This window comes from Shimia litoralis, from assembly GCF_005518135.1.
Lineage (GTDB): Bacteria > Pseudomonadota > Alphaproteobacteria > Rhodobacterales > Rhodobacteraceae > Shimia_E > Shimia_E litoralis.
This window is the reverse complement of the sequence record NZ_SULI01000023.1, coordinates 1-22,219: the sequence shown is the minus strand read 5'-3', so window position 1 is coordinate 22,219 and position 22,219 is coordinate 1. Positions and strand designations below refer to the sequence as shown.

Annotated in this window: 20 protein-coding genes; 9 read left to right on the top strand and 11 right to left on the bottom strand. The window is 55.1% G+C overall.

Annotation, left to right across the window (positions count from 1 at the left end):
- Positions 1–73: 73 nt before the first annotated feature.
- The 4 genes from FAP39_RS14490 to FAP39_RS14475 all read left to right on the top strand — a co-directional run bounded on the left by FAP39_RS14490 (position 74) and on the right by FAP39_RS14475 (position 6,110).
- Positions 74–1,189, top strand: coding sequence for a THUMP domain-containing class I SAM-dependent RNA methyltransferase (locus tag FAP39_RS14490; protein ID WP_138017100.1), 1,116 nt, complete (start codon positions 74–76; stop codon positions 1,187–1,189).
- A gap of 216 nt (positions 1,190–1,405) precedes the next feature.
- The gene (gene glmS, locus FAP39_RS14485) at positions 1,406–3,250 is read left to right on the top strand and encodes a glutamine--fructose-6-phosphate transaminase (isomerizing) (protein ID WP_138017099.1); all 1,845 of its coding nucleotides are present in this window, start codon (positions 1,406–1,408) and stop codon (positions 3,248–3,250) included.
- Positions 3,251–3,522: 272 nt separating this feature from the next.
- A complete protein-coding gene (locus FAP39_RS14480; protein WP_138017098.1) occupies positions 3,523–5,268 on the top strand; it encodes a PHA/PHB synthase family protein in 1,746 nt (581 codons plus the stop codon).
- The gene (locus FAP39_RS14475; RefSeq protein ID WP_138017097.1) at positions 5,268–6,110 is read left to right on the top strand and encodes an alpha/beta fold hydrolase; all 843 of its coding nucleotides are present in this window, start codon (positions 5,268–5,270) and stop codon (positions 6,108–6,110) included. Before FAP39_RS14480 ends, FAP39_RS14475 begins: the two co-directional genes overlap by 1 nt.
- Positions 6,111–6,123: 13 nt before the next feature.
- Here FAP39_RS14475 and FAP39_RS14470 read toward each other — a convergent pair whose 3' ends face one another.
- Positions 6,124–6,972 carry a hypothetical protein gene (locus FAP39_RS14470; protein ID WP_138017096.1) on the bottom strand — a complete coding sequence of 283 codons (849 nt, stop codon included), beginning with the start codon at positions 6,970–6,972 and terminating at the stop codon, positions 6,124–6,126.
- 137 nt (positions 6,973–7,109) lie between these two features.
- Here FAP39_RS14470 and FAP39_RS14465 point away from each other — a divergent pair, with 137 nt between their 5' ends.
- The 3 genes from FAP39_RS14465 to FAP39_RS14455 all read left to right on the top strand — a co-directional run bounded on the left by FAP39_RS14465 (position 7,110) and on the right by FAP39_RS14455 (position 10,585).
- The gene (locus FAP39_RS14465) at positions 7,110–8,063 is read left to right on the top strand and encodes a hypothetical protein (RefSeq protein ID WP_138017095.1); all 954 of its coding nucleotides are present in this window, start codon (positions 7,110–7,112) and stop codon (positions 8,061–8,063) included.
- Between the two features lie 61 nt (positions 8,064–8,124).
- The gene (locus FAP39_RS14460) at positions 8,125–9,840 is read left to right on the top strand and encodes a cyclic peptide export ABC transporter (RefSeq protein ID WP_171006879.1); all 1,716 of its coding nucleotides are present in this window, start codon (positions 8,125–8,127) and stop codon (positions 9,838–9,840) included.
- A gap of 1 nt (position 9,841) precedes the next feature.
- A complete protein-coding gene (locus tag FAP39_RS14455; protein WP_171006878.1) occupies positions 9,842–10,585 on the top strand; it encodes a hypothetical protein in 744 nt (247 codons plus the stop codon).
- On the opposite strand, the gene FAP39_RS14450 is transcribed toward FAP39_RS14455, so the two are convergent.
- The gene (locus FAP39_RS14450; protein ID WP_138017092.1) at positions 10,567–11,187 is read right to left on the bottom strand and encodes a CDP-alcohol phosphatidyltransferase family protein; all 621 of its coding nucleotides are present in this window, start codon (positions 11,185–11,187) and stop codon (positions 10,567–10,569) included. The two genes, FAP39_RS14455 and FAP39_RS14450, sit on opposite strands and share 19 nt — an antisense overlap.
- A 21-nt stretch (positions 11,188–11,208) precedes the next feature.
- Positions 11,209–12,750 (bottom strand): xylulokinase, encoded by a 1,542-nt coding sequence (locus tag FAP39_RS14445; protein WP_171006877.1) that lies wholly within the window; start codon positions 12,748–12,750, stop codon positions 11,209–11,211.
- A gap of 153 nt (positions 12,751–12,903) precedes the next feature.
- Between FAP39_RS14445 and FAP39_RS14440 the strand changes: the two genes are divergently transcribed.
- Positions 12,904–13,851: a stealth conserved region 3 domain-containing protein gene (locus FAP39_RS14440; protein WP_246059179.1), complete on the top strand. Its 948-nt coding sequence runs from the start codon at positions 12,904–12,906 to the stop codon at positions 13,849–13,851.
- Here FAP39_RS14440 and FAP39_RS14435 read toward each other — a convergent pair.
- Positions 13,834–14,952 (bottom strand): glycosyltransferase family 4 protein, encoded by a 1,119-nt coding sequence (locus tag FAP39_RS14435; protein WP_138017089.1) that lies wholly within the window; start codon positions 14,950–14,952, stop codon positions 13,834–13,836. The genes FAP39_RS14440 and FAP39_RS14435 overlap by 18 nt on opposite strands.
- Positions 14,953–15,059: 107 nt before the next feature.
- Between FAP39_RS14435 and FAP39_RS14430 the strand changes: the two genes are divergently transcribed.
- Positions 15,060–15,809, top strand: a complete 750-nt coding sequence (locus FAP39_RS14430; protein ID WP_138017088.1) for a phosphocholine cytidylyltransferase family protein — start codon at positions 15,060–15,062, stop codon at positions 15,807–15,809.
- Here the strand turns inward: FAP39_RS14430 and FAP39_RS14425 are convergent.
- From FAP39_RS14425 to FAP39_RS14395, 7 genes are read right to left on the bottom strand one after another with little or no spacing between them, the layout of a single operon-like run.
- The gene (locus tag FAP39_RS14425; protein WP_138017087.1) at positions 15,806–16,942 is read right to left on the bottom strand and encodes an LptF/LptG family permease; all 1,137 of its coding nucleotides are present in this window, start codon (positions 16,940–16,942) and stop codon (positions 15,806–15,808) included. The genes FAP39_RS14430 and FAP39_RS14425 overlap by 4 nt on opposite strands.
- Positions 16,939–18,054: an LptF/LptG family permease gene (locus FAP39_RS14420; RefSeq protein WP_138017086.1), complete on the bottom strand. Its 1,116-nt coding sequence runs from the start codon at positions 18,052–18,054 to the stop codon at positions 16,939–16,941. Before FAP39_RS14420 ends, FAP39_RS14425 begins: the two co-directional genes overlap by 4 nt.
- A 40-nt stretch (positions 18,055–18,094) precedes the next feature.
- On the bottom strand, positions 18,095–18,979 hold the full coding sequence (locus FAP39_RS14415) for a phosphatidate cytidylyltransferase (RefSeq protein WP_138017085.1): 885 nt from the start codon (positions 18,977–18,979) through the stop codon (positions 18,095–18,097).
- Positions 18,976–19,770, bottom strand: coding sequence for an SDR family oxidoreductase (locus FAP39_RS14410; protein WP_138017084.1), 795 nt, complete (start codon positions 19,768–19,770; stop codon positions 18,976–18,978). Before FAP39_RS14410 ends, FAP39_RS14415 begins: the two co-directional genes overlap by 4 nt.
- Positions 19,770–20,882, bottom strand: coding sequence for an inositol-3-phosphate synthase (locus tag FAP39_RS14405; RefSeq protein ID WP_138017083.1), 1,113 nt, complete (start codon positions 20,880–20,882; stop codon positions 19,770–19,772). Before FAP39_RS14405 ends, FAP39_RS14410 begins: the two co-directional genes overlap by 1 nt.
- Entirely contained in the window at positions 20,879–21,508 is a 630-nt protein-coding gene (locus FAP39_RS14400; RefSeq protein WP_138017082.1) for a DUF4833 domain-containing protein, read from the bottom strand. The genes FAP39_RS14405 and FAP39_RS14400 overlap by 4 nt, the downstream gene beginning before the upstream one ends.
- Positions 21,505–22,137 carry an aminotransferase class I/II-fold pyridoxal phosphate-dependent enzyme gene (locus tag FAP39_RS14395; RefSeq protein WP_342777195.1) on the bottom strand — a complete coding sequence of 211 codons (633 nt, stop codon included), beginning with the start codon at positions 22,135–22,137 and terminating at the stop codon, positions 21,505–21,507. Before FAP39_RS14395 ends, FAP39_RS14400 begins: the two co-directional genes overlap by 4 nt.
- Positions 22,138–22,219: the final 82 nt, after the last annotated feature.

Below are 22,219 nucleotides of genomic sequence, written 5' to 3'. Positions count from 1 at the left end.
TTTTTTTGTGCTTTATGCGCGAAAGGCTGGAATAGCTATCGTAGACTGCAGGCTTTCGGTCTACTGAGATCAGATGATGACTGATGATAGCTTTGAAATTTTTCTTGTAACGGCCCCAGGCCTTGAAGATGCCCTGTGCGCCGAGGCCCGTGAAAAGGGTTTTCAAGATGCGCAATCCACAGGCGGCGGTGTCACGATCCATGGGCGTTGGCCTGATGTATGGCGCGCCAATCTTGAGTTGCGCGGTGCCGCACGCATTTTGGCGCGGATCGGGTCATTCAGGGCGTTCCACCTTGCACAGTTGGATAAGCGGTCGCGCAAATTTCCATGGGGTGATGTGTTGCGGCCTGACCTGCCAGTGAAGGTCGAAGTCACGTGCAAAAAATCAAAAATTTATCATGCGGGTGCCGCGGCGCAACGCATCGAAAAGGCGATCACCGAAGAGCTGGGGGCACCTATATCGCAACAAGCAGATGTGCGGCTCAAGGTGCGGATCGACGATAATCTGTGTACATTCAGCGTGGATACCTCAGGCGAGTCCCTGCACAAGCGTGACCACAAAGAGGCGGTGAACAAGGCCCCTATGCGTGAAAACCTTGCCGCCATGTTCCTGCGTCAATGCGGGTTTGATGGATCAGAGCCGATTCTGGACCCGATGTGCGGGTCGGGAACGTTTCCCATTGAGGCGGCCGAGATCGCATTGGGACTAAACGCTGGGCGAACACGGTCTTTTGCATTCCAAGACCTGGCCACGTTTGATGCAGATGTCTGGCAAGAGATGCGCAGCGCAAAGCCAACGTCCGCGCCGACGATCAAGTTCTACGGCTCGGATCGAGACGCCGGGGCCATCAAAATGAGCCAAGCCAATGCCGAACGTGCTGGTGTTGCGGCCTATACAGAGTTCCAGATGCGTAGCATTAGCGAGCTTGAACCGCCCGAAGGCCCAAAAGGGTTGGTGATGGTCAATCCGCCATATGGGGCCCGGATTGGAAATAAAAAGCTGCTGTATGGCCTGTATGGGGCGCTTGGCAAAACGCTGCTAGAGCGGTTCTCTGGTTGGCGGGTTGGGCTTGTCACCAGTGAGTCGTCGTTGGCCAAAGCAACCGGTTTGCCGTTTCTGCCAACGGGTGCACCGATTGCAAATGGCGGGCTTAAGGTGCGTCTTTTCCAAACAAAGCCTCTTAAATAGGCAATTGTCATGTTGGGTTTTGAAGGCGGAAACCCACTGGAATCTATTAACAAATAGTTACGCGTGGGTCTGATGGGCCTGTTTCAGGCGCGTGTCCGCTTACTCTCCAAGTGTTTAAAGTTTGAAAACGAGCCCAATTTCTGGCACGTTTTGCGCTATATTTTAAAATTTGCTTTTTGAGTTATTGCAGTTTCGCTTTTTTGGAGGGTGGAAATTATGTGTGGTATTGTCGGTATTCTCGGCGCATCAGATGTTGCCCCAAACTTGTTACAAACACTTCAGCGTCTCGAATATCGTGGCTACGATAGCTCTGGGATCGCAACACTGTGCGAAGGCGCGGTGACGCGCCGACGGGCCGTCGGGAAAATTGCCGCGTTGGGTGATTTGCTGGATCGTCAACCTTTGGCGGGCCGTTCTGGCATTGCGCATACCCGCTGGGCGACACATGGGTCCCCAAATCAGGCCAATGCCCATCCGCATCGCGCGGGCAAGGTTGTGGTTGTCCATAACGGAATTATCGAAAACTACGCAGAGCTGCGTCAGGAACTTATGGATAGCGGCGTCATATTTACGTCGGACACCGATACAGAGGTCGTCGCGCAACTGTGCAATTCCTTTATGGCTTGGCAGAATGATCCATTCGAGGCAGTCCAGAAAACATTGGACCGTATTCGTGGCGCATTTGCGCTGTGTTTTTTGTTTGAGGGTCAAGATGACCTGATGATTTGCGCACGCAAAGGGTCGCCCTTGGTTGTTGGATACGGGGACCGCGACGAGGCAACAGGGATGCGTGAAATGTTTGTCGGGTCTGATGCGCTGGCGCTAGCACCGCTGACAGACCAGATTTCCTATTTGGAAGAAGGCGACGTCGCGGTTCTGAGCCGCAAAAGTGTCCAAATTTATAACCACCTTTTTCAGCCGGTAGAACGGGACGTTCGCCGTATCGAATTGGACGAAGTTCTGGTCGATAAGGGTGAGCACAAGCATTTCATGCACAAGGAAATTCACGAGCAACCTGCATCATTGGCACGCGTGTTCGGATCGCTGATTGATCTGCAAAAGGGCCGCCTGAGCGGTGACCTCGATAAAGTTGATTTTTCTGGCGTGCGCCGTGTGGTTCTGGTGGCTTGCGGGACCGCGTATTATGCCGCGTCCGTCGCCAAGTACTGGTTTGAGGAGTTCGCCGACCTTCCGGTGGAATTGGATGTCGCCAGCGAGTTCAGATATCGCAGCACGCCGTTGCGCGATGATGATATGGCCATTTTTGTCAGTCAGTCGGGGGAAACCGCCGATACGTTGGCCGCGGTACGCCATGTCAAAGGTCGTGTGCGGGCCGTGTTAGCAGTGGTAAATGTGCCCACAAGTTCGATCGCGCGGGAAGCAGATCACGTTCTTGAAATTTTGGCGGGACCGGAAATTGGTGTGGCGTCGACCAAGGCGTATGTCGGGCAATTGGCTTTGTTGGCCGCGTTGGCGTTAAAGGCCGGCAAAGACAATGGGCTTGTGGGCACCGATGCGGAAACAAGTCTGGCCGTGGCGATGGCCGCGCTGCCGCGCCTTGTCAGCGAAACCCTAAGCCTTGAGCCGATGGTGCAACAGGTTGCGGCGACGATGGTCAGTGCCAGAGATACTCTTTTCTTGGGGCGCGGTGTTTTGGCGCCGCTTGCGTTCGAGGCTGCACTCAAACTTAAAGAGATCAGCTATATCCATGCAGAAGGCTATGCGGCGGGGGAACTCAAACACGGGCCCATTGCGTTGATTGATGAACATGTGCCCGTCATTGTCTTTGCATCGTCTGGGCCGCTGTTTGAGAAAACCATTTCGAACGTCCAAGAGGTGATCGCGCGAGGGGCCAGAGTGACATTGATCACAGACCCCCAAGGGGCGGTTTTGGCAAAAGGTATCGGAGATCACATGTTGATCGTGCCTGCGGTGCGCGAGGAACTGGCCCCGTTTGTTCATTCCATTGTGGCACAGTTGCTGGCCTATCATGTGGCGGTTCTAAAGGGCACAGACGTCGATCAGCCACGCAATTTGGCAAAGTCTGTCACCGTTGAATAGGCTCTTCTTGTCGCAATTTACCTAGAGTTTCATGTCGCGGGCCATATTATTATGGGCCTGCGATGTTTGGAAACATTTGAGCAAGGTTGGCGTTGCAAAACTAAACCTTCTGACGATGTCCGGGGGCTAGTGCCGAATGTCGTGTCAGAACACGCACTGGGGAATTGTGCGTTTGAATGCCAATCGTTGTGGCAATGTTTCAAACGTCGTGCCCGTTGGGTTTGATGATAGGGCTCTCGAAAGGGGCCTGTCAGTCTAAAAAGGGATAGAATATGGCAACGTCGTCTGCGAACGAGTATCTGGATTTTTGGAAACAGGTTTCAGAAAACAACCCGTTTTTTTCGAATGTAGACCATGCCCAATTGGCGGATCTGTCTCGTCAGATGTCAACGGCGTACTCGGCCTTTGCTGCGATGTCCCCAACCGCTGCGGTGGAGTGGATGCAGGCCGGAATGGCCTATCAAAACGAGTTGGCCCAGCTTTGGTTCGGGGGGCTGACCCAATCCGATGACGCCAAGCCTGCTCCGTCCAAAGATCCGCGTTTTCGCGGCGATGAATGGAACGAAGGCGTGTTTCCGTTCCTGCGCAAGTCCTATGAAATAACCGCCAAGGCAATTGCCGACATGGCCGATTCTGCTGGGTTACCGGAACACGAGCAACGTAAGCTGAGCTTTTATGCGCGTGTGGCGGCCGATGCGATGGCCCCGTCGAATTTTTCAACAACCAACCCCGAAGTTTTGAAACGCGCACAAGAAACCAACGGCCAAAGCCTGATTGATGGCTTTCAAAATGTCCTGCGAGACTTGGAAAAAGGCTATATCACCACCAGCGATGAATCCGCGTTTGAATTGGGCGGAAATATTGCCACGACGCCCGGTTCGGTTGTGTTTCGCAACGAGTTGATCGAGCTTATTCAATACACACCTATGACCGCAAAGGTGAACGCGACGCCAATTTTGATCGTGCCGCCTTGCGTCAACAAATTCTATATTTTCGACATCAACGAAAAGAAATCGATGGTGCGCTATCTGCTAGAGCAGGGGAACAGCGTCTATATTATCGCATGGCGTAATCCGGGTCCTGAATTGGTCGACTACGGCTGGGATCAATATATTGAAACAGGCATTATTGCCGCGTTCGAGGCCTGCACTGAGATTGCCAAAGCGGACGATGTTCACATGTTGTCATGGTGTAATGGCGGCACAATGCAGCTCGCAGCGCTCTCGGTGTTCCCTGAAAAACTCGCCAAAAAAGTGGCCTCTGCGACGTTCCTGTCGTCGATGATTGACGCCTCTGATCCGGGTCAGCTTGAGGTGTTCATCGATACACCACAGATCGAAATGTACAAAAATCGCCTCAAGGCTGCGCAGGTTGCGCCAGGGCGTGATATCGCTCAGGCGATGTCTATGTTGCACGTAAATGACTCTATATGGAACTTTGTGGTCAACAATTACCTCAAAGGCCAAGATTCGCCGCCCTTTGATATTTTGCATTGGAATGCGGATACATCGAACCTGCCGTCAGCTTGGTTTACCTATTACATCGAAGAAATCTATGTCGCCAACAAGATGAAGGAGCCGGGGGCGCTGACGTTGTTGGGCAAGCCTGTGGATACGCGCAACATCAAGATGCCGTGCTATTTCCTTGCCGCGACGGGCGATCACATTGTGCCGTGGGAAACGTCTTATGTGGCCAAAGGGTTGGTATCCGGCGATTCCGAGTTCGTCCTGACAGACGGCGGGCACGTGTCTGGCACAGTGATCAACCATCCTGCCAAAAACCGCCGCAGCTTTATGACAGACGGGGATGCAGGTGCAGATGCCACAGGATGGCAGGCGTCAGCGACAAAAACTCAAGGTAGCTGGTGGGATCACTGGTTGGCTTGGTTGGACAAAAACGGATCGGGGAAAACGATCGCTGCGCCAAAATCATTGGGCAACAAGACGCATCCGCCGCTGGCTGATGCACCGGGGACATATGTCGTTGAAGATGTGGCGCAAGACGGGCGGTTGTTTTGATGGCCGCGTCTGCGGTGTCTGAACATGGCACAGGTCAGCACGATGGGGTTTTTCATACGGAAACCATCGAAGGGTTGGCCATTCGGGTTTATTGCCGCGCTGGAAAGACGTCTGAGCCACCATTGCTGATTTGCAATGGTTTGGGGCAAGCCGTCGAAATTCTGTATCCTCTGATTGAACAATTTCCCGATCGCACGATCGTGGCCTTTGATGTTCCCGGTGTGGGACGGTCTGAAATTCCAGAGAACGGCCTGACTATTCCGGAATACGCACGATTTCCGGCCCAGATCATGGAACGTCTCGGGCATGATCAGTATGACGTCTTGGGGATTTCTTGGGGTGGCAGCTTGGCCCAGCAATTGGCGCACGATCATCCAGACCGGTGTCGCAAGCTGATTCTGTCGATCGCCTCGGCTGGCGGATTAGGAAGCTGGTGGGGTTCTCCCATTGCGTTGTCAGAGATTTTCTTTCCGCTTCGATACGCCAACAAGGCCTATGGGAATATGATTGGTCCGTGGATGTATGGTGGCGAAGCCATCCTGCAACCGGAAATGTTCAAGGAATATGCCAAGCTGGCCATCGCCCCGTCGCGCGAGGGGTATTATGGTCAGGTGCGGGCAATTTGCGGTTGGACCAGCTTGCCTTGGCTGCACAAACTTAAGCAGCCCACACAGATCATTGCAGGGGCGCTTGATGCGCTTATCCCTATCGCAAACCAAATGCTGTTGGCGTCACAATTGCCTGATGCACGTCTCAAAGTGTACCCGGCGGGACATCTGTTGATGTACTCTCATCGTGAGGATGTCGGGCGCCTGATTACGCGCTTTCTTAACGAAGGCTAAGCCACTTTTCTGGTCAGGGTGCCGAGCCTTGATCGGGGTTGGCGTGCTGTCGTCGGTGCGCCCATTGATCCAGCGTCTTATATGCCCAGTAGTAGGCGCGCACAAATGGATCGGCCCATACGGGCGTATCCGGTGAGACCTTGTTGCGGGTGCTCATGAATTGAATGGGCATGCCTGACGAGATGTCGATGTCTTCGTGTGGCAAGACTATGTCGCCTTGCATCACTTTTGGCAGAACCAGCGCACTGAGCAGCGCCTGATCATGCATGTGACGTGCAATCTTTGCAGGCTTTGGATGAATAAGCTCGGGGCTTTCTGCTAAGCCCGCCCATTTCGCGATAAGAGCGTATACATCAGGCCGTGACGTGTCAAAGCCCGCGATGGTCGCCACACATTCGCGCATGGCGCGCACATCTTGCGGGATACCAAGATGATCCAATACATCTGGATCGCATCGTTCGGCCAAGCTGGCCTGACCATTCAAAAAATACGTGCCGTGCGCATGGATATGGTCCAGCATCTCGGCGGGCGACGATTTGGGAATGGTGGCGCTGTCCAGCCAAATCAATGGGCCGCGTGTGGTGTCTGCCATTTTCTGAATCAGCGCAGGTTTCCACGCATATGACCCTTGCTCGGGTTGGTAATGCGGCGGATAGGCATCAAAATCGAAATCGTGAAATGTCACCCACCCAAATCTGGCCTCAAGGCGTACGCGTTGTTCTGGTGCAAGGCCAAGGTCAAAGACGTGCCAATCCCCAAGCTGTGTCCACTTTTGGCGTTCTGCTGCGCGCAACAATTGATAGAGTGCGCGCCAGAAGCCTGCGTTGGCGCCACTTACAAATGTGACCGGTTTTGTGGACATCCCGGGGACTCCGCCTTGCAGAAAATATGCATCAGTTAATCACAGGTTTGTATAGGCTTTCCAGCCGTTTCACTATGTTGGCGTGACAGCTTCGATGTGGGCTGATAAAGCCACGTCAAGCAAGGAGCAACTGCGCGATGGTCTGGATAATCTTTGGTCTGCTTGGTCTCGCAGGGATCGGGCTTTGGGTGCATCACGTATTTGAAGGCGAGCGCCTGATTGTCGATATTTGGCGCGAATGGCGTCTTTCGCGCCATCCTCTGAAAGAATGGGATGCCAGATGGCAGGCCCGCGCGAAGAAATCCGACATCATCGTCAGCATGACAACGATCCCAAGCCGAATTGGCATGATGGATACCGCGCTCAAAAGCCTTTTGGATCAAACTCTGCCGCCGTCACAAATTTTCATCAATGTACCGCTGTATTCCAAACGCGAAGACTGTGCTTATGAAGTGCCGCCATATCTTGAAAATCTGGCGGGTGTCACCATCAGACGTTGTGAAGACTGGGGCCCTGCAACCAAACTCATTCCAACGCTGACCGAGGTCGCACCAGACCAAGCCATTCTGGTTGCGGATGATGACAGAATTTATCCGCGGGATTTGGTGGAAACCTATGAAAGGCAACTGGCGAAAACGCCCGATGTGGCGCTGACGATGGCGGGGTGGGATGTGCCCGATGATCTGGTGGATCGGCCCACGACCATTTGGTCAAATCTTATGATGCTGGCACCTGCACCAATCCGTGGATCACGCCTGCGCACGCCAAGAGAAATTGATATCATCCAAGGTGTGATGAGCTATGTGATGCGTCCCCGATTTTTTGATTTGCATGACATGACTGACTTTCAGGATACGCCCCGCGCCGGGTTCTTGGCGGACGACGTGCGCACAAGTGCTTTGTGTCAGGTGCCAAAGCACGTCGTGCCGACAAAGGGGCTAAGTTTTTTGCCAAAACGCAATTATGCAGAGTTCAAGCGCACGGCGTTGGCAAATCTAAATCGGGGAACGGGCGCGCTGGAAGATCGCAACAACACAATTGCGATCCGGCACTATGCGTCACGATGGAAATGCACGTCATCCGACAAATAGGTGACTGGCGAACTTGTCCGTAACCCGCTAGTTTGCCCAAGAAATTCAAGAGTATCGCGCAGTGACAACACCACCGAAAATTACATCACCCGATGAAAAGGGATTTCGTAAGCTGATCGAGCGGCGTGTCACGGTGTTGCGCTATCTTTTGGGGACGAGCAATGTTCTGACGGATCCCATTATCCTGTTGACCTTCCTCAGCAGCTTTGCGCGCTCGGGTATGATGTTCGGGATCAACGAAACGGCACGTACTGCTGACCAAGGCCTCGGATGGCCTGTTGCAATGCTGCTGTTTTGTGCGATTTCCATGCTTGTCATTGGCTATATTTCTCGGATTCGCATGCATGCGTTGATCATTCGCGTCAAAGAAAGCATGCGCCAGCGGATGACGCGAAACCTGTTGCGGGCCAATATCGACTTTCTGTTAACCAACCCGCATGGACGGGTTCATGTGGCGATGACCGAAGAGGTTGGACAGGTGTCTGGCGCGATCATCAATGTGATCGAAACCATCGAAGCAGTGGTTATCGTGCTGATCATCACGCCTTACATCTTTTGGATTAGCTGGACGGCGGGCGTTGCGACGTTTGTGGCGATGGCTTTGGGCACGCTTGGGTATATGTTGTTTGATCGGCCTGCGCGCGCGGCGATGTACAAGGCCTCTGCGGCAGGAGCTGAATTCTCCAACCGCGTTCGTGACATGTTGGCAGGATGGAAAGAATTGCGCCTGCGTCGGAGCCGCAGCGCCGCGCTTGAGGCGGAAACCATGGATGTGATCCGCAAGGTCAGCACCTATGCCAACGTTTCGGAACGTTTGTATGCCAAGAGCACGGCCGTGGGTCAAAGCGCCGTTATTCTGCTGTTATGTTATGTGGTGATTGTGGTGCCAATCCTGCCAGGAGGCGGGATAGATGTGATGTTTCAAATCTTGACCGTCATTTTTCTGACCAGTGGTCCGATTGAACAATTGTTTGGCGCTTTGCCCAGCATGTCGCGTGCGGAAAATGCCTATTTCCGTATCCAGAATGTCGAAGCGGACCTCTACGAAGCCGCCGCACAGGTCACGCAACGGGATGTGGCGCCTCGTGCTGGGTTCTCATCCATTGAAATGCGGGACGTATCCGCGCGTATCTCCGAACCAGGACGGCCGGCGTCTGAAGCGTTTGAGATCGGGCCTATCAACTTGTCGTTTAAACCGGGTGAAACCGTGTTTGTTTGTGGCGGTAATGGCTCTGGCAAAACCACATTGATGGGGTTGATCACAGGGCTGCGTAACCCCGACAAAGGCGACATCCTTGTGGACGGGGAAATCATGTCAAACGACATGCGCCACGGATACCGCGAACTGTTCTGCGGGGTCTTTAGCGATTTCCACCTGTTTGACCGCACCTTTGGCATGACGGCGGAAGAAATGGAGCGCCTTGATATGCGAATCAAGGCGCTGAACCTGTCAGATCGTGTCACGATGCAGGAAAACAAGTTTTCCACACTGTCCTTGTCTGCCGGTCAAAAGCGGCGGCTGGCATTGGCCGTTGCCTTGGCAGAGCAGCGCCCGATTATCATTCTTGATGAATTTGCCGCAGATCAGGATCCCGCCAACCGCGCCTTTTTCTATGACGTGTTGGTTCCCGAGCTTGCAGCAGGTGGGCAGTTGGTGATTGCAATTACCCATGACGACCACCAGTTTCACAAATGTGACCGCTTGATAAAAATGGCTGGTGGCAAAATCATCTCGGACGAAAAATATCTGCTCCCGACTGCGCATGAGGTCGGCTGAGATGTCGGCGTCGCGTCGCGCAGAGGTCGCGCTTTTGGGCATGGCTATTGCGTTCACGGGCTTTGTCGTCGTGGTCGTTAATGTGCTGATCTATTGGTCACGCGCGCAATTTAATATGCGTCATCCCGATTTTGTTCTCAGGCAGCCGCCGACAATCAGCAAGGCAATTTCTGATCCTATTATCGGTGAACCATTCGCAGGCTGGATGGCGATCAGCGCGCCGCTGTTGTTTCTTGGAATTATTGGCATCGCCCTTGGGCTGCTGCTCGATTTACGCCGTCAGAGTGGTCAAGGCTTTGGTGGGTTAAAGCGTGCTGTTGTGCTGGCGTGCCTGTTGATCACTTTGCAGGGCCTCGCTGCGATAGGAATGTACATCCTAAGCCACTATCGTCATGGCGGTATGCACATGACGGGCAGCTATTTGTTCTTTTTCTCGCAAGCATTTGTCGTCGTGGTTGGGGAACTGCTGTCGCGTGGAATTTCCCGATACCCCAATGGGAGTGTTGTGATTTCTGTGCGAATGGCGCGCTTTCGCAGGCGTTTTGTGTGGATGCCGATTGTGCTGGGTGTTTCGTATCTTGGGCTGTTTGTGCTCAAGAATTTTGACACTGGCGCGTTCTATGATCCGCTTTACCAGCTCTATGTTTGGACAGAGCCGATGCTATTATCATCGTTCTTGATTTATCTGCTGACGTTCCATGTCGATACATATTCGGCCATCCGGCGTCATTTACGGGCCTCTTGATCCAAGGCACGCAGCATCTGGGTGGCGCGGCGGAACCGCTGCAACGCGGTGAAATGTGACAGCAGTGCAAATATGGCCAGCCCCGCTGACACGATCCAGCCGGTGCTGGCGGACATGCTGCCAGCGATCAACAGCATTAGGCACAGAAAGATCACGCGCTCTAGACGCTCAAAAAAATCGGGCCAATTGTCGTTGCTCACGGGCATTTCGATGGCTGTACGGGCCTTGGCGTAACTTGTCATAACGCTGCCTGAAAACGCGGCCAGAGCAAGCGGCCATGCATCGTGTACATAGGCCAATGTCGCAAGCACAGCGAGCTCTTGATACCGATCGACCATGGCGTCAAAATATCCGCCTGCCTTGCTTTGCATACCGCGGCGGCGGGCCACAGCGCCGTCAAGCGCATCGAACGCAAAGGATACAGAGAGCGTCAGCCCATAGATGATTTCGGAGCCGTGCCAAAGATAGGCTAATGACACGGCTACTATCAAAAACAAACCAAAGGCCGTCACCTGATTAGGAGACCATCGCGCCTTGACCAATGGTGTGGCCATCGCTTCCCAAATTGGATCGATTTTGGATTTGATGAGGCCATCAATCATGGCGGCATTCCTTGTGTGGCGTTAATGGCGATAGCTGCGCAAGATGTCTTTTCTGATTTTGTCCAGCTTCTGATAGCGCGCTTCCAGTTGCTCTACGCGGGTCGGGTCGGGCGTATAAAGCGCAGAGCTGTGGGCGCGCAATCTTGCAGCAGCTTCAAATGCGGTGTCGGCCCATCCCATGGTGGGGGCGGCCAATGTGGCGGTGCCCAATACGCCGGCGTGGCGGGTTTCGCCGACACGAACCGGCCGGTTCAGGGTGTCGGCGACAGTTTGGGCAAAGGCGGCATTTCCTGCCACCCCCCCGACCATGCTGATGGGGCCGTCGGTGCGCACAGCTTTTTCGCGGATCACGCGTGAATAGGACCATCGGATATTCATGGCGACGCCTTCAACAGCCGCGCGTCGCAGCGCCCTGGCGTCGTGGTGCAACCCCAAACCGTGAAATACCCCGCGCAGCGCATCATTGTCGACCGGAACGCGTTCGCCAGCCAACCAAGGCAGGAAATATGGATCGTCCGGCACGGGCGCGCCCATGTCATCAAATGCGCCTGCCAGAGATTCGCCAGATGTCGTGCCACCACTCACGCGCACAGCCCATTCCATGGCTGACCCGGCATTTTCTTGTGAGGCGATCAAAAGGGGGCGATACCCCAGGCCGCTCGAGATGGTGGCATAGGAACTGGGCACGTTCAAAATCCGGCCTGGCATAAATCCGGAGATCCAGACACTGGTGGCGGCGCTAATGTGTAGGGCGCCATCCTCAACCTCACCTGAGCCAAGTGCGGCGGCGGTGACGTCAGATGTGCCACCCAATACAGGCAGGGCGCTGTTGAGGCCCAGTTCGGCAGCAGCTTGCGGGGTTAGGGTTCCCAGCACTTCGTCGGCGTCTACTATTTCGGGAAGCTTTTCAATCGGCAGGTTGGTCATCTTGGTCAGTGTCGAAGACCAACCCTGACGCCCCGAACGACTGTCCAACAACCATGTCATATTTGCGCTTTCCGCGCTTGTGGTGAAACGCCCGGTGGCACGGTGCAAAATCCAGTCTTTGACGTCCAAAAACCAGCGGGTGCGCGCAAAAATTTCAGGTTCGTGTTTCGCAATCCACGCCATCTTGGCTGTCGGGTCCATCCCGTTTTTGGCGGGGGCCCCGTTGGCAATGCGCAACCAGCGCGCCAACTTGCCAACCTGATAGCCAAGCACCGATGGAAAACCACCAATCAGGTCTTGGCCGATGGTGGCGGCGCGTTTGTCCAACCACGTGAGGCAGGGTCGCAAGGCATGGCCTGCTTCATCGACACACACGAGGCCACACATTTGCGAGCTTATGACGATAGCCCCTGCGCGGTCATGCAGATCCGGAATGTCCTTGCGCAGGTCGGCCAGCCCGCGGGCAAAGGCGGCCCACCAATCATCGGGTGTTTGTTCGGCATGCCCACCGGGGGCAAGGTCCAGAGGATAGGTGGCTGTGGCACGTTTGAGAAGGGTCAGCGTGTCATCTACGACACCGATTTTCACACCGGATGTTCCGAAATCTGCCGAAATGACAAGGTCGCCGGTATGCACGTAACTTATTCCTTTTTGTGATCGCGAATATCTGGCCTGCGATCTGGCGCAAGCTGGCATATTTTGGGCATGTTTTGCAATACGAGAAGCCCCTTGCGTCGACGTGAAACAGGCGAGATTATCCTCCTATCTCAACAAGAGGTTCAGGTGGCTATGACCAGCGCGCAGATGGATATCGTATTTACGTGGGTGGATGACCGGTTTGACGGCTATGCCGACACGATGCAGGGGTACATGGATGATGTGCGTGATACCAACCCCAATCGCACGCGCGACAATCTGGATCTGTTGAAATATGCCTTGCGCTCTGTCGAAGAAAATCTACCGGAATTTCGGCGGGTGTATTTGCTGAGTTGTCGACCTCAGGTGCCCGACTGGATGCGTCAGGATCACCCCGATCTGAGACTTGTGCATCATGACGAGATTATGGACCCCGCGATTTTGCCAACGTACAATTCTTTTGCAATTGTCAGCCACCTGCATCTGCTCCCCGACCTCAGCGAGACATTCTTGTATCTTGAGGACGATATGTTGATCCGGCGCCGTGGATTGCTAGATGCGCTTCATCGGTCGGGAATGCCTTTGTCGCTGTTTAAGGCAGCAAAAACACGCAGACTTGATGAATTGGACACCGCCAAAGACAGCCCGTGGAATTTGGCAATGGGCACGGCCAATGCAGCACTGGCGCGCGAGTTTGCTGACCGCCCGCGCCAATATACGATTCACGGTCCCCGATTGTTTCACAAGGCTGCATTTGCAGACATGGTCGAACGGTTTTCGCCAGAAATTACAGACACCCGTGCGTCACGCTTTCGATCTGGCACCAATGTGCCGTCGGAATACCTGTATCCTCACTATGCGGTGGAACAAGGCGAAGCCGTTGCAGGAACACAGGCCGAGGCCAAGGCCGTAGGTGGCTATGCATCGCTCGAAAACTTTGCGCCATGGACATGGTGGCAGCTGCAATTGCTTAAATGGCGGGACCCCTTTGTGGCCACACTGAATGACAGTTTTGAACATAACCCGAACCCGCGTGTCGAAAAGATGGTGCGCAATTGGCTAAAGACGTCATTTCCTGTGCCGTCACGTTTTGAGCGATAACGCCTTTTGGTACAGGTCCAGATATTGTGGGCCGACCGACGTCACATCAAAGTCATTGGCGCGCTTTGCAGCCCACCCCAACAGGGATTGTCGCAGCGCATGATCGCATGCGATCTCGACGATCTTCTCGGCAAGCGCAGTGGCGTCACCCGGAGGGACCAATAGATGTTGGCCAAGGTCGGTCATCACAGTGGAAAATCCCGCATTTGCTGCTGCGACCGGAAGGGTCCCTGCCGCCATTGCCTCGATCAGAACAAGGCCAAAGCTTTCACCATACAACGCAGGGGCTGCGAAAATATCCGCAGATGCCACCAGACGCCGCGCCTCCGAGAAAGACGGCGGTGTAATGAATTCCACATGCTTAAGACCCATGTCAGCGGCGGCGTTGCGCAAAGCGTCTTCTTGTGGCCCGTGCCCAGCAATGGTCAGCGTGGCAGACGGCAGAAGTGCGGCAATGGTTTGCCACGCCTCCAGAAGGACATGCACGCCTTTACGTTCTTCTAGGCGCCCCATGTACACGACGTGCAAACCATCCTGTTGAGGGGCCTGTGTTCCGGCGTCACGCCATGCCGATAAATCCAGCGTCGGAGCCAGAACATCGGGCACGGGCGTGGCCCCAAGGGCCTTCCATTGGGCTTGGGGGGCGGTCGATGGCACCACAATGCCCTGCAGGCGTTTGTTGAAATAGCGGGCGGCGCGCCGCAAAAACCACGCCATCGGATCAATGCCTTTTGCGTCGGGCAGCGTGGCATGAAATGTCGCGACCGTGGGCAGGTTTAACCGTTTCCACACCTGCCAAGGTAGCATCGGCGTCCACGGCGTATGAAGATGCACCACCTCGGCTCCCCAGCTTGCAAGGCTATCCTCGGAGGCTTGCAAATCGGTTCCAGAGGCGCGCGTGATTTCGAATTGGGTGCCATGCATGGACATGGTGCGAAACCGCCCAATTTCCAGAATATCACCGCCGTCTTGCGACCCGGGCGGGGCGACAATTCGCACCTCGTGCCCCGCGGTTTCGAACCACGTTGCCAGATCGCGAATATGAGTTTGCACCCCTCCGGGTCTGGTCATGGCATATGGGCTGACCTGAACAATTTTCATGTGCTGTCTTGCCTCGTAAACTGGTGCGGCACCTGCTCGCTTGCGCGTTGATCTGTCCTATCATAGGGTCCCCCCAAGTTTCGAGTAGTTTTGGATTTATTGAAAAAATGTCTGTTGAAAACGCGCTGATTATGGCGGCTGGACGGGGTATTCGCATGGGCCCGCGTGGCACGATGACCCCAAAGGGATTGCTGGAAATTGGTGGAACTGGGCTGGTTCAAAGATCGGTCAATCTTTTGCAAGCCTGCGGTGTTCCGCGTATTCGTATTGTAACCGGCCACCTTGATGACCAGTACCGGTCCTGTTTTGCGGGGGTGCAAGGTGTCGAGTTGATCCACAATCCTGATTTTGACACCACCGGAAGCCTGTTGTCGATGTTGCGCGGGATGGATGGACTTAGCGGAAGTGTGGCCTTGCTGGAATCCGATATCATCTATGAGGCACGCACATTGGCTCCTATTCAGCCTGAGGTGTCGACGATTGTGGTGTCTGGCGAAACGCTCGCGACAGACGAGGTCTATATCTGGTCTCGGGTGGGGCGCAATGGCACGCCGGTATTTGAAACAATGTCCAAAGATATTCAGGCGCACGCAGGCCCGCACTTTGGCGAGCTTGTCGGCGTCAGCTGTTTCACCCAAGGCGATGTCGCCAAACTGATCGATGCTGCACACGAGGTGTTCGCAGAGCAACCAAAGGCGGATTATGAGTCCGCAGTGGTGCACATGGCGCGGAACGTGGACATCGCGCTCGCACGGATTGATGATCTTGCGTGGACAGAAATGGATGATGAACCGATGTTTCAGCGGGCGATCAATACGGTCTGGCCGCAAATCCTTAAGAATGATGCGCAGAGCTAGCTGCGCATTTTCGGCAGACGCAAGAACCCTGTAATTCGCAGCTGCATCACAATCGCCAAGGCAGATGCGGCTGCGAGTGGGACAAAGCTGGCGGCGACTGGGCTGACGCGGTCAAATTCTCCGAGTGCCCAAAACACCTTGATAGAGACGACGCTCAGATATCCGATTGTGCCTAGTATCAAGAGGCGCCACGCAGAAATTTGCCGACCTTGAAACCCAGCCTGAGCCAGCGTCGCACCGAGAAACACAAATATTCCTGGCAGGAACAGCGCTGCATAGCGGCGCACGACCGCCGTTTTAGCATCAGCCGCCGCCCGCGATTGCGCGTGTGCGGCAATGGTGCGTAAAGCGGTGTCTGGAATGTAAAATCCCGGAATATCGAAGTACCGAAGGCTTTGCGCCGACACGGGAAAGTCAAGGTTGAGGGTCTTGTGCTCGGTGGGGCGTAAGAGCGCGTTTTCGGTGCTCTGCCACACCGTTGCATCATGTAGGACCCAGCTTTGGGTGTCTTGCGATAGTGTGGCAAGGGGTGCGATGGTGATCGTGTCAACGCTTTCGGTTGAGATGCCTTCAAACAACTGTATGCGCCGCAATTCTGGCGGATCGGTCCGCACCACACTCGCGCGTAAGGCGCGGTTTTCGTCGACGAACCAACGTAGCCCGATATCCCCTCTGTGGAAACGGCGGGCATAGCTGCCTTGTTGCAGATCGACTTGGGCAAAGACCGCCGCAGGGCGCAACCAGCCTTCAAACGCGACCTGAACACCGCCTGCTGCGAGACCGACCACCAGCAATGCGCTGTATGTCAGACGAGGCGATACCCCTGCTGCACCAAGGATAATGTCCTCCATGCGTTGATGCCGCAAAAGCTGTGCAACGAACGGGCCAATCAAACAGGCCAGCGGAAATAGCCGTGTCACAATATCTGTGGCGCGAAACATGATGTACCGCGGAAGAATACTGGCAAGCCCTGCTTCCTTGGCCATCTGTGATCCGCGTATGCCATCAAGCTCGGCTGCGAGGTCAATCGCAAGAGCCACGATCAATAGCACAAACATGGTAAAAGCAATGGCCCGCAGATTTGCCCAGACGATGCCGCGCGCCGCGATCCCTGTGTACATACGCGCCGTCATGACTTGGCCTTTACGGGTACCATGAGGGCTTCGCCGCGCAGCGCGATATAACCCAAGAGTGGCACGAGATAGACAACAACGGCGGAACCCCCCAGCAAAACCGGTGGCGCCGTGCCAATCAAATCCATTAGGATTGCACGCCCCAGAACGTCATAGACCATGACGGTTATTGCCGCGATGGGCAGCGTCAAATATCGCATGATTCCAGCGCCCGAAGTTAGGACAGCAATCACCGCCAAAAGAGCTGCCGCTGGCACCAACTGTGCCCGCGCCAGAACGCTGGCCATGCGTTTTTCATTCTCGGGGGCAAGATCCAGTATTTGTTCCGCCTTAGAGCGTCGTTGATCCGGCGGTGGTGCAATGTCATCTAGGCGAAATTCGAAATCCGCGTCAGATACTTGAAACGCGCTGATGGGACGAAACTTGCCATCTGCAGCACGTGCCGGGCTTTCGTATGCCTTGAGCGCCTTGAGCCGGATACGATGCGTCCCTGTGTCATCTGGCCCGACGATGTGCCAGTTGCGCGACTGCCCCGCCCGCCACGATCCGTCTGGCTGAGGTTGAAAGATAAACAGTTGGCCGCGCTCTTGGCTGTCATCCTTTGGTGGGGTGGCAATAAAGGACGTCCCTTTGATTGAGTGTTGATCGCGACGCGGTCCCGAGCGGGTGACGGTATCCAAGACATAATCTTTGCGCAGCTCTGCCAAGACGATGCGCTGGGCAAAGCGCGCTTTGGGGAGGACATAACCTGCGGTGGCGAATGAAACGACACCGCCGAGAACGCCAACCAGTAAGACAAACCCGACGATGCGAGACCAGCGTACTCCGGCAGTGGCCAAGATTATCAACTCGCCGGAATTACGAGCCTCTAGGAGGGCGAAGTACACCGCAATCAGCATGCCAATGGCCAAGGCCATATCGACGATTTCGGGGGATTTCAGCATCAGCAAGAGCGCAAGATGTTTTGGGTCTCCGCCATAGCGCATGATACCTTCCAGCAGCGACGTAAAACTGTCGGCCAGAAAAATTGCGACGACCAGCCCCAACAGCAGCAACAAACGCGCCAAAATAGGCGTTCCAAGCAGCGCTACGATGGGGCCAAAGCGGATCATAAAGCGATTGTGTGATCCATTCGTGCCGGAGGCAAGCCCGTCACACCATGGTCCACACTAAAAATAGCGCCGCCAATCCGCCACCGCCGGCAATCCAACTGTCAGCAATATCGAGCAATCCGCCTTGTTTGGGCAACACAATGGGGAAATCTTTGACCCCAGCCGCACGTTTTAGGCGCGACGCGGCAAGGTCTCCGATCACGCCAAGTGCCCCGGTGATCAGGGCGAGCGTCATGGCCGTTACGATTGGCATATCCGCAAAAGCCGCCACAATGGCCGCGGTCAGCATCAGAATGACCGCGCCCCCCAAAAGGCCCTCTACGGTTTTGCGCGGGCTCAGGACTGGAAACGCCTTGGTACGCCCGACCAATTTACCCGCCACATAGGCGTAACTGTCAAAGGTTTCGATGAGAATATATGCGACCAGCATTAAGGGTCTTAGGGTGTCGTCCAGTCCGGCCCACGCCAAAAGAGCCATGGGAAGAATTGGATAGACGAAGAGCTCGGACCATCTCCAGATCGATGTGTCCTTTGCCCCGGGTACCGCGACAATACGTGCAAACAGAAGGCACCATACCCCCAGTACGCCATAGGTCAACATTGGCCAAATCAGAACGCTGGCTGTGCAGATGGCGGAGATGCCTGCTGCGATGAGCGCCTGTTTCGTATCAAAGCGAATTGCGGCGGCCTCAAAACCCGTGCGCGCTGCGAGCAACAAAAAGAACGGCACCAATGCCCAATCCCCGATCACAAACACGGCCATCAAAGTCCCTGCGACGATCGTCATCGACAGGATTGCCTGAAACAGATCGCGTGCGACGTCCTTTTTGCCCGGAATCAAAAACACAGAACCGATCAGCACATAAGCAGCGGCCAGAAGGACCAATGCCGCCAAGGCAAGTTGATATACACTTAGGCCTGTCATGGCTCTTCCTTGCGAATGATCCGTTTTTGATGCCAACGCAACGCCGGGGCAATCAGGCTGGTCAGACGATGCAACGCCCCGATTTGGAAACCCGGCGTGACCACGAATTTGTCCTTGTTCATGCCCTCAATCAATGCCGCCGCGACGTCTTGAGCACTCCACAGCCCTCCGCCTTTGGTGATCTTTTGGGTCGCCACGGGTTTGGTGCGGTTTTCGGCGGCCAGTTGTGGCGTATCCGTGTCTGGTGGATAACATAGCGTGATGCCGATGCCCTTGTGGCCCAATTCAAGATGCAGAACTTCGGCGAGGCCACGCAGGGCAAATTTTGAAGGCGCATATGCGCCATAGCCATAAATTCCAAAAAAGGCTGCGCCAGATGATATCAGCCCAATCTTGCCACCGCCCGCCGTGATCATGGCATCGCTCACCGCGCGCGTGAAATATAGGCTGCCGAAATAATTGACCGCCATGTGTTCTTCGTGCAGCGCCAGCGACTGTTCTGTGAACAATCCCGGTTCGGCGATACCTGCGCTGGCGATCGCCATTTGGGGCGCGCCAAATATGTCCAGCGCCCGATCAATGGCCGCAAGCATGGTGTCACGCTCGCTGACATCCACAGGAAAGATTTCGATACGCCGAGACGGAGCGTCGTTCAGAATGCTGTTGCGCGCGGCGAGCAATTTATCCGGATCGCGGGCAAACAATGCCACGTCATGACCCGCACTGGCCAATTGGCGCGCCGCTTCAAGGCCAATGCCGCTCGAGCCGCCTGTCACAAAGGCCGCAGACATCAGGCTGTGGCCTCGTCTCCATTCGCAAACGCGAGCACCATGTCATGCGCGTCGGTGTCTTCAAATTGCACAGGCGGGTGCTTGAACAAAAAGGCGCTGGCGGCATCGACAGACCCTGACAATCCGCGATCAAGCGCAATACGCGCGAGCCGGATGCCTGCAAGGGCCTCAGCGGCGGCATTCGGACTGTCTTCGACATCAAGGCGAAGCTCGATATTGGTGCGCGCACCACCGAACAGCCGACCTTCTAGCCGCACATAGGCAACTTTGTGGTCATTCAGCCAAGGCACATAGTCAGACGGGCCAATGCGAATGTCTGATGTGTCCAACCGGTTTTCCATAGCGGCCTGCACGGCCTCGGTTTTGGATTCGCGCTTGCTGGCAAGGCGGTCTTGCTCTGACATGTTCAGGAAATCGGTATTTCCCCCGATATTAAGTTGATATGTCCTGTCGATCTGAACGCCGCGCATGTCGGCCAGATTGGCCAACGTGCGGTGGACGATCGTCGCGCCGAGCTGGGCCTTGAAGTCGTCACCAAGACACGGAACGCCTGCGGCCTTAAACTTGGCCGCCCACACCGGATTGGATGCGATGAAAACGGGAATGCCATTCACAAGCGCAACGCCTGCTTCGATGGCGCACTCGGCATAAAACTCAACGGCTTTTTGAGATCCAACCGGCAAGAACACGATCATGACCTGGGTGCCCGCTTCACGCAGCACGGCGACAATCTCGTCTTTGGTCAGTGCCGGCGCATCAGAAAGTCGGAAACTGCGATCTTCGGGTTTTGACAACATATGCGCCGCAACCCCATCCAAATCAGGACCGCGATGCACAAGTGCAGTCTGCTCTGAGACATCCTTGTGAAACACTTCGGTACAGTTGGGGGGCGCAAACGCGGCTTCGGCCAGAGACAGCCCCACTTTGCGGGCATCCACATCGAACCCTGCAACAAGCTCTACGTCAGATGGGGTATAGCCCGCGAGTTCGGGAAAGCTGACCCCGACGGCCTGATCGCCAAGAGCGCGGCAATACGATACGCCTTGAATAAGCGAGCTGGCGCAGTTGCCTACTCCGACAATTGCAGTGCGGATTGGGGTCTTGGTCGTCATTTGCGGATGTCTCCACCGGATACGGATACTAGATGTGTTACGAATAAGCCCGTATTGGGCTCGGATGTGTAAAGTCTCAGGCGGACGACTTTGGGGAATAACCCACTTTCGTCAAGGTCCAGAAACGCGGAAATCATACGATATTCCTGATTGTTGATATTGGCCCACAGTGCGGCCTTGTGTTTGTCGCTTTGGCGCAGGGTCACAGACAGTTTTGGCAGGGCTGCGAATTTCACCGAATGAGTTTTCCCATCGACATTCGGATGGGTGCTGACACCGTAGGCGAAAGATTTTTCGAGAAACGACAGCGACTTTACCGCGCCCGTCGTGTTGAACCGCCTCCAATAGGCGCTCATGGGGCGGTTCGAAGATAAGGTCCCGTCAGATGCAAAGTTGACTTTGTACACAACGGTGTTGGCATTCATGCTGCGTTGCACATAGAAAACTTGATCACTGTCTTGCGGTGTTGGGAAATCCGACCGTGCCTTTGGCAAAGACCGACTTGGTGTCGAAGACTGCAATGACAAATCCGGTCCCGCGTACAAATCCACCGGAGCGCTCAGTAAGAGCGCAAAAATGACCGCTATGTAGCTGCCGCGTAAAGATGTCAGCGCGAAAAAACTCATTCAGCACTTAGCCTTGCGTGTTGCGTCTGAAACAGCTGTGCCGCATGCGCCACTGCCACGACCACACGATCTAGATCTGCAATGGAATGCGCTGCTGATATGAAAAACCGGATGCGCGGCAAGTCTTTGGGGATGCCGACATGGATGACTGGAGGGGCATAAATTCCCTGCGCCATAAGGGTTTCGGCGACGAACATGCATTCTTCGGGCGACGAAAACAAGATGGGGACCACGGCCTCGCCAACGGCCATGCCCGTGTTCAGGTTTGCCGCTTTGGCAGCGTCAAGAAAATGGCACGAGTTGCTGCGTAATTTGGTGACACGCTGGGGCTCGGCGCGCAAGATGTCCAAGGCTTTGTGGGCGCTGGCCACTGTGGCGGGCGACAACCCGACCGAATACACAAATCCGGGCAGTGTGAACCGGAGCCATTCAATGACATTTGTGTCGGCGGCAATGAACCCGCCAGAAGAGGCAAAGCTCTTGGAGAGGGTACCGATTGTCAGCTCGATACGTTTTGGGTCCACGTTGAAATGCTCGCATAGACCACGCCCGGTTTTACCAAGCACCCCATAGGAATGGGCCTCGTCCAGCAAGAGCCACGCATCATGGCGATCTTTGATGTCCATCAGGCGCGGGAGGTCGGTGTGGACCTGTCGCGTTTTAGTGCCGCCCCAAGTGCTCGTTTAAGCCACCTTTCGTTCGAAGGCGACA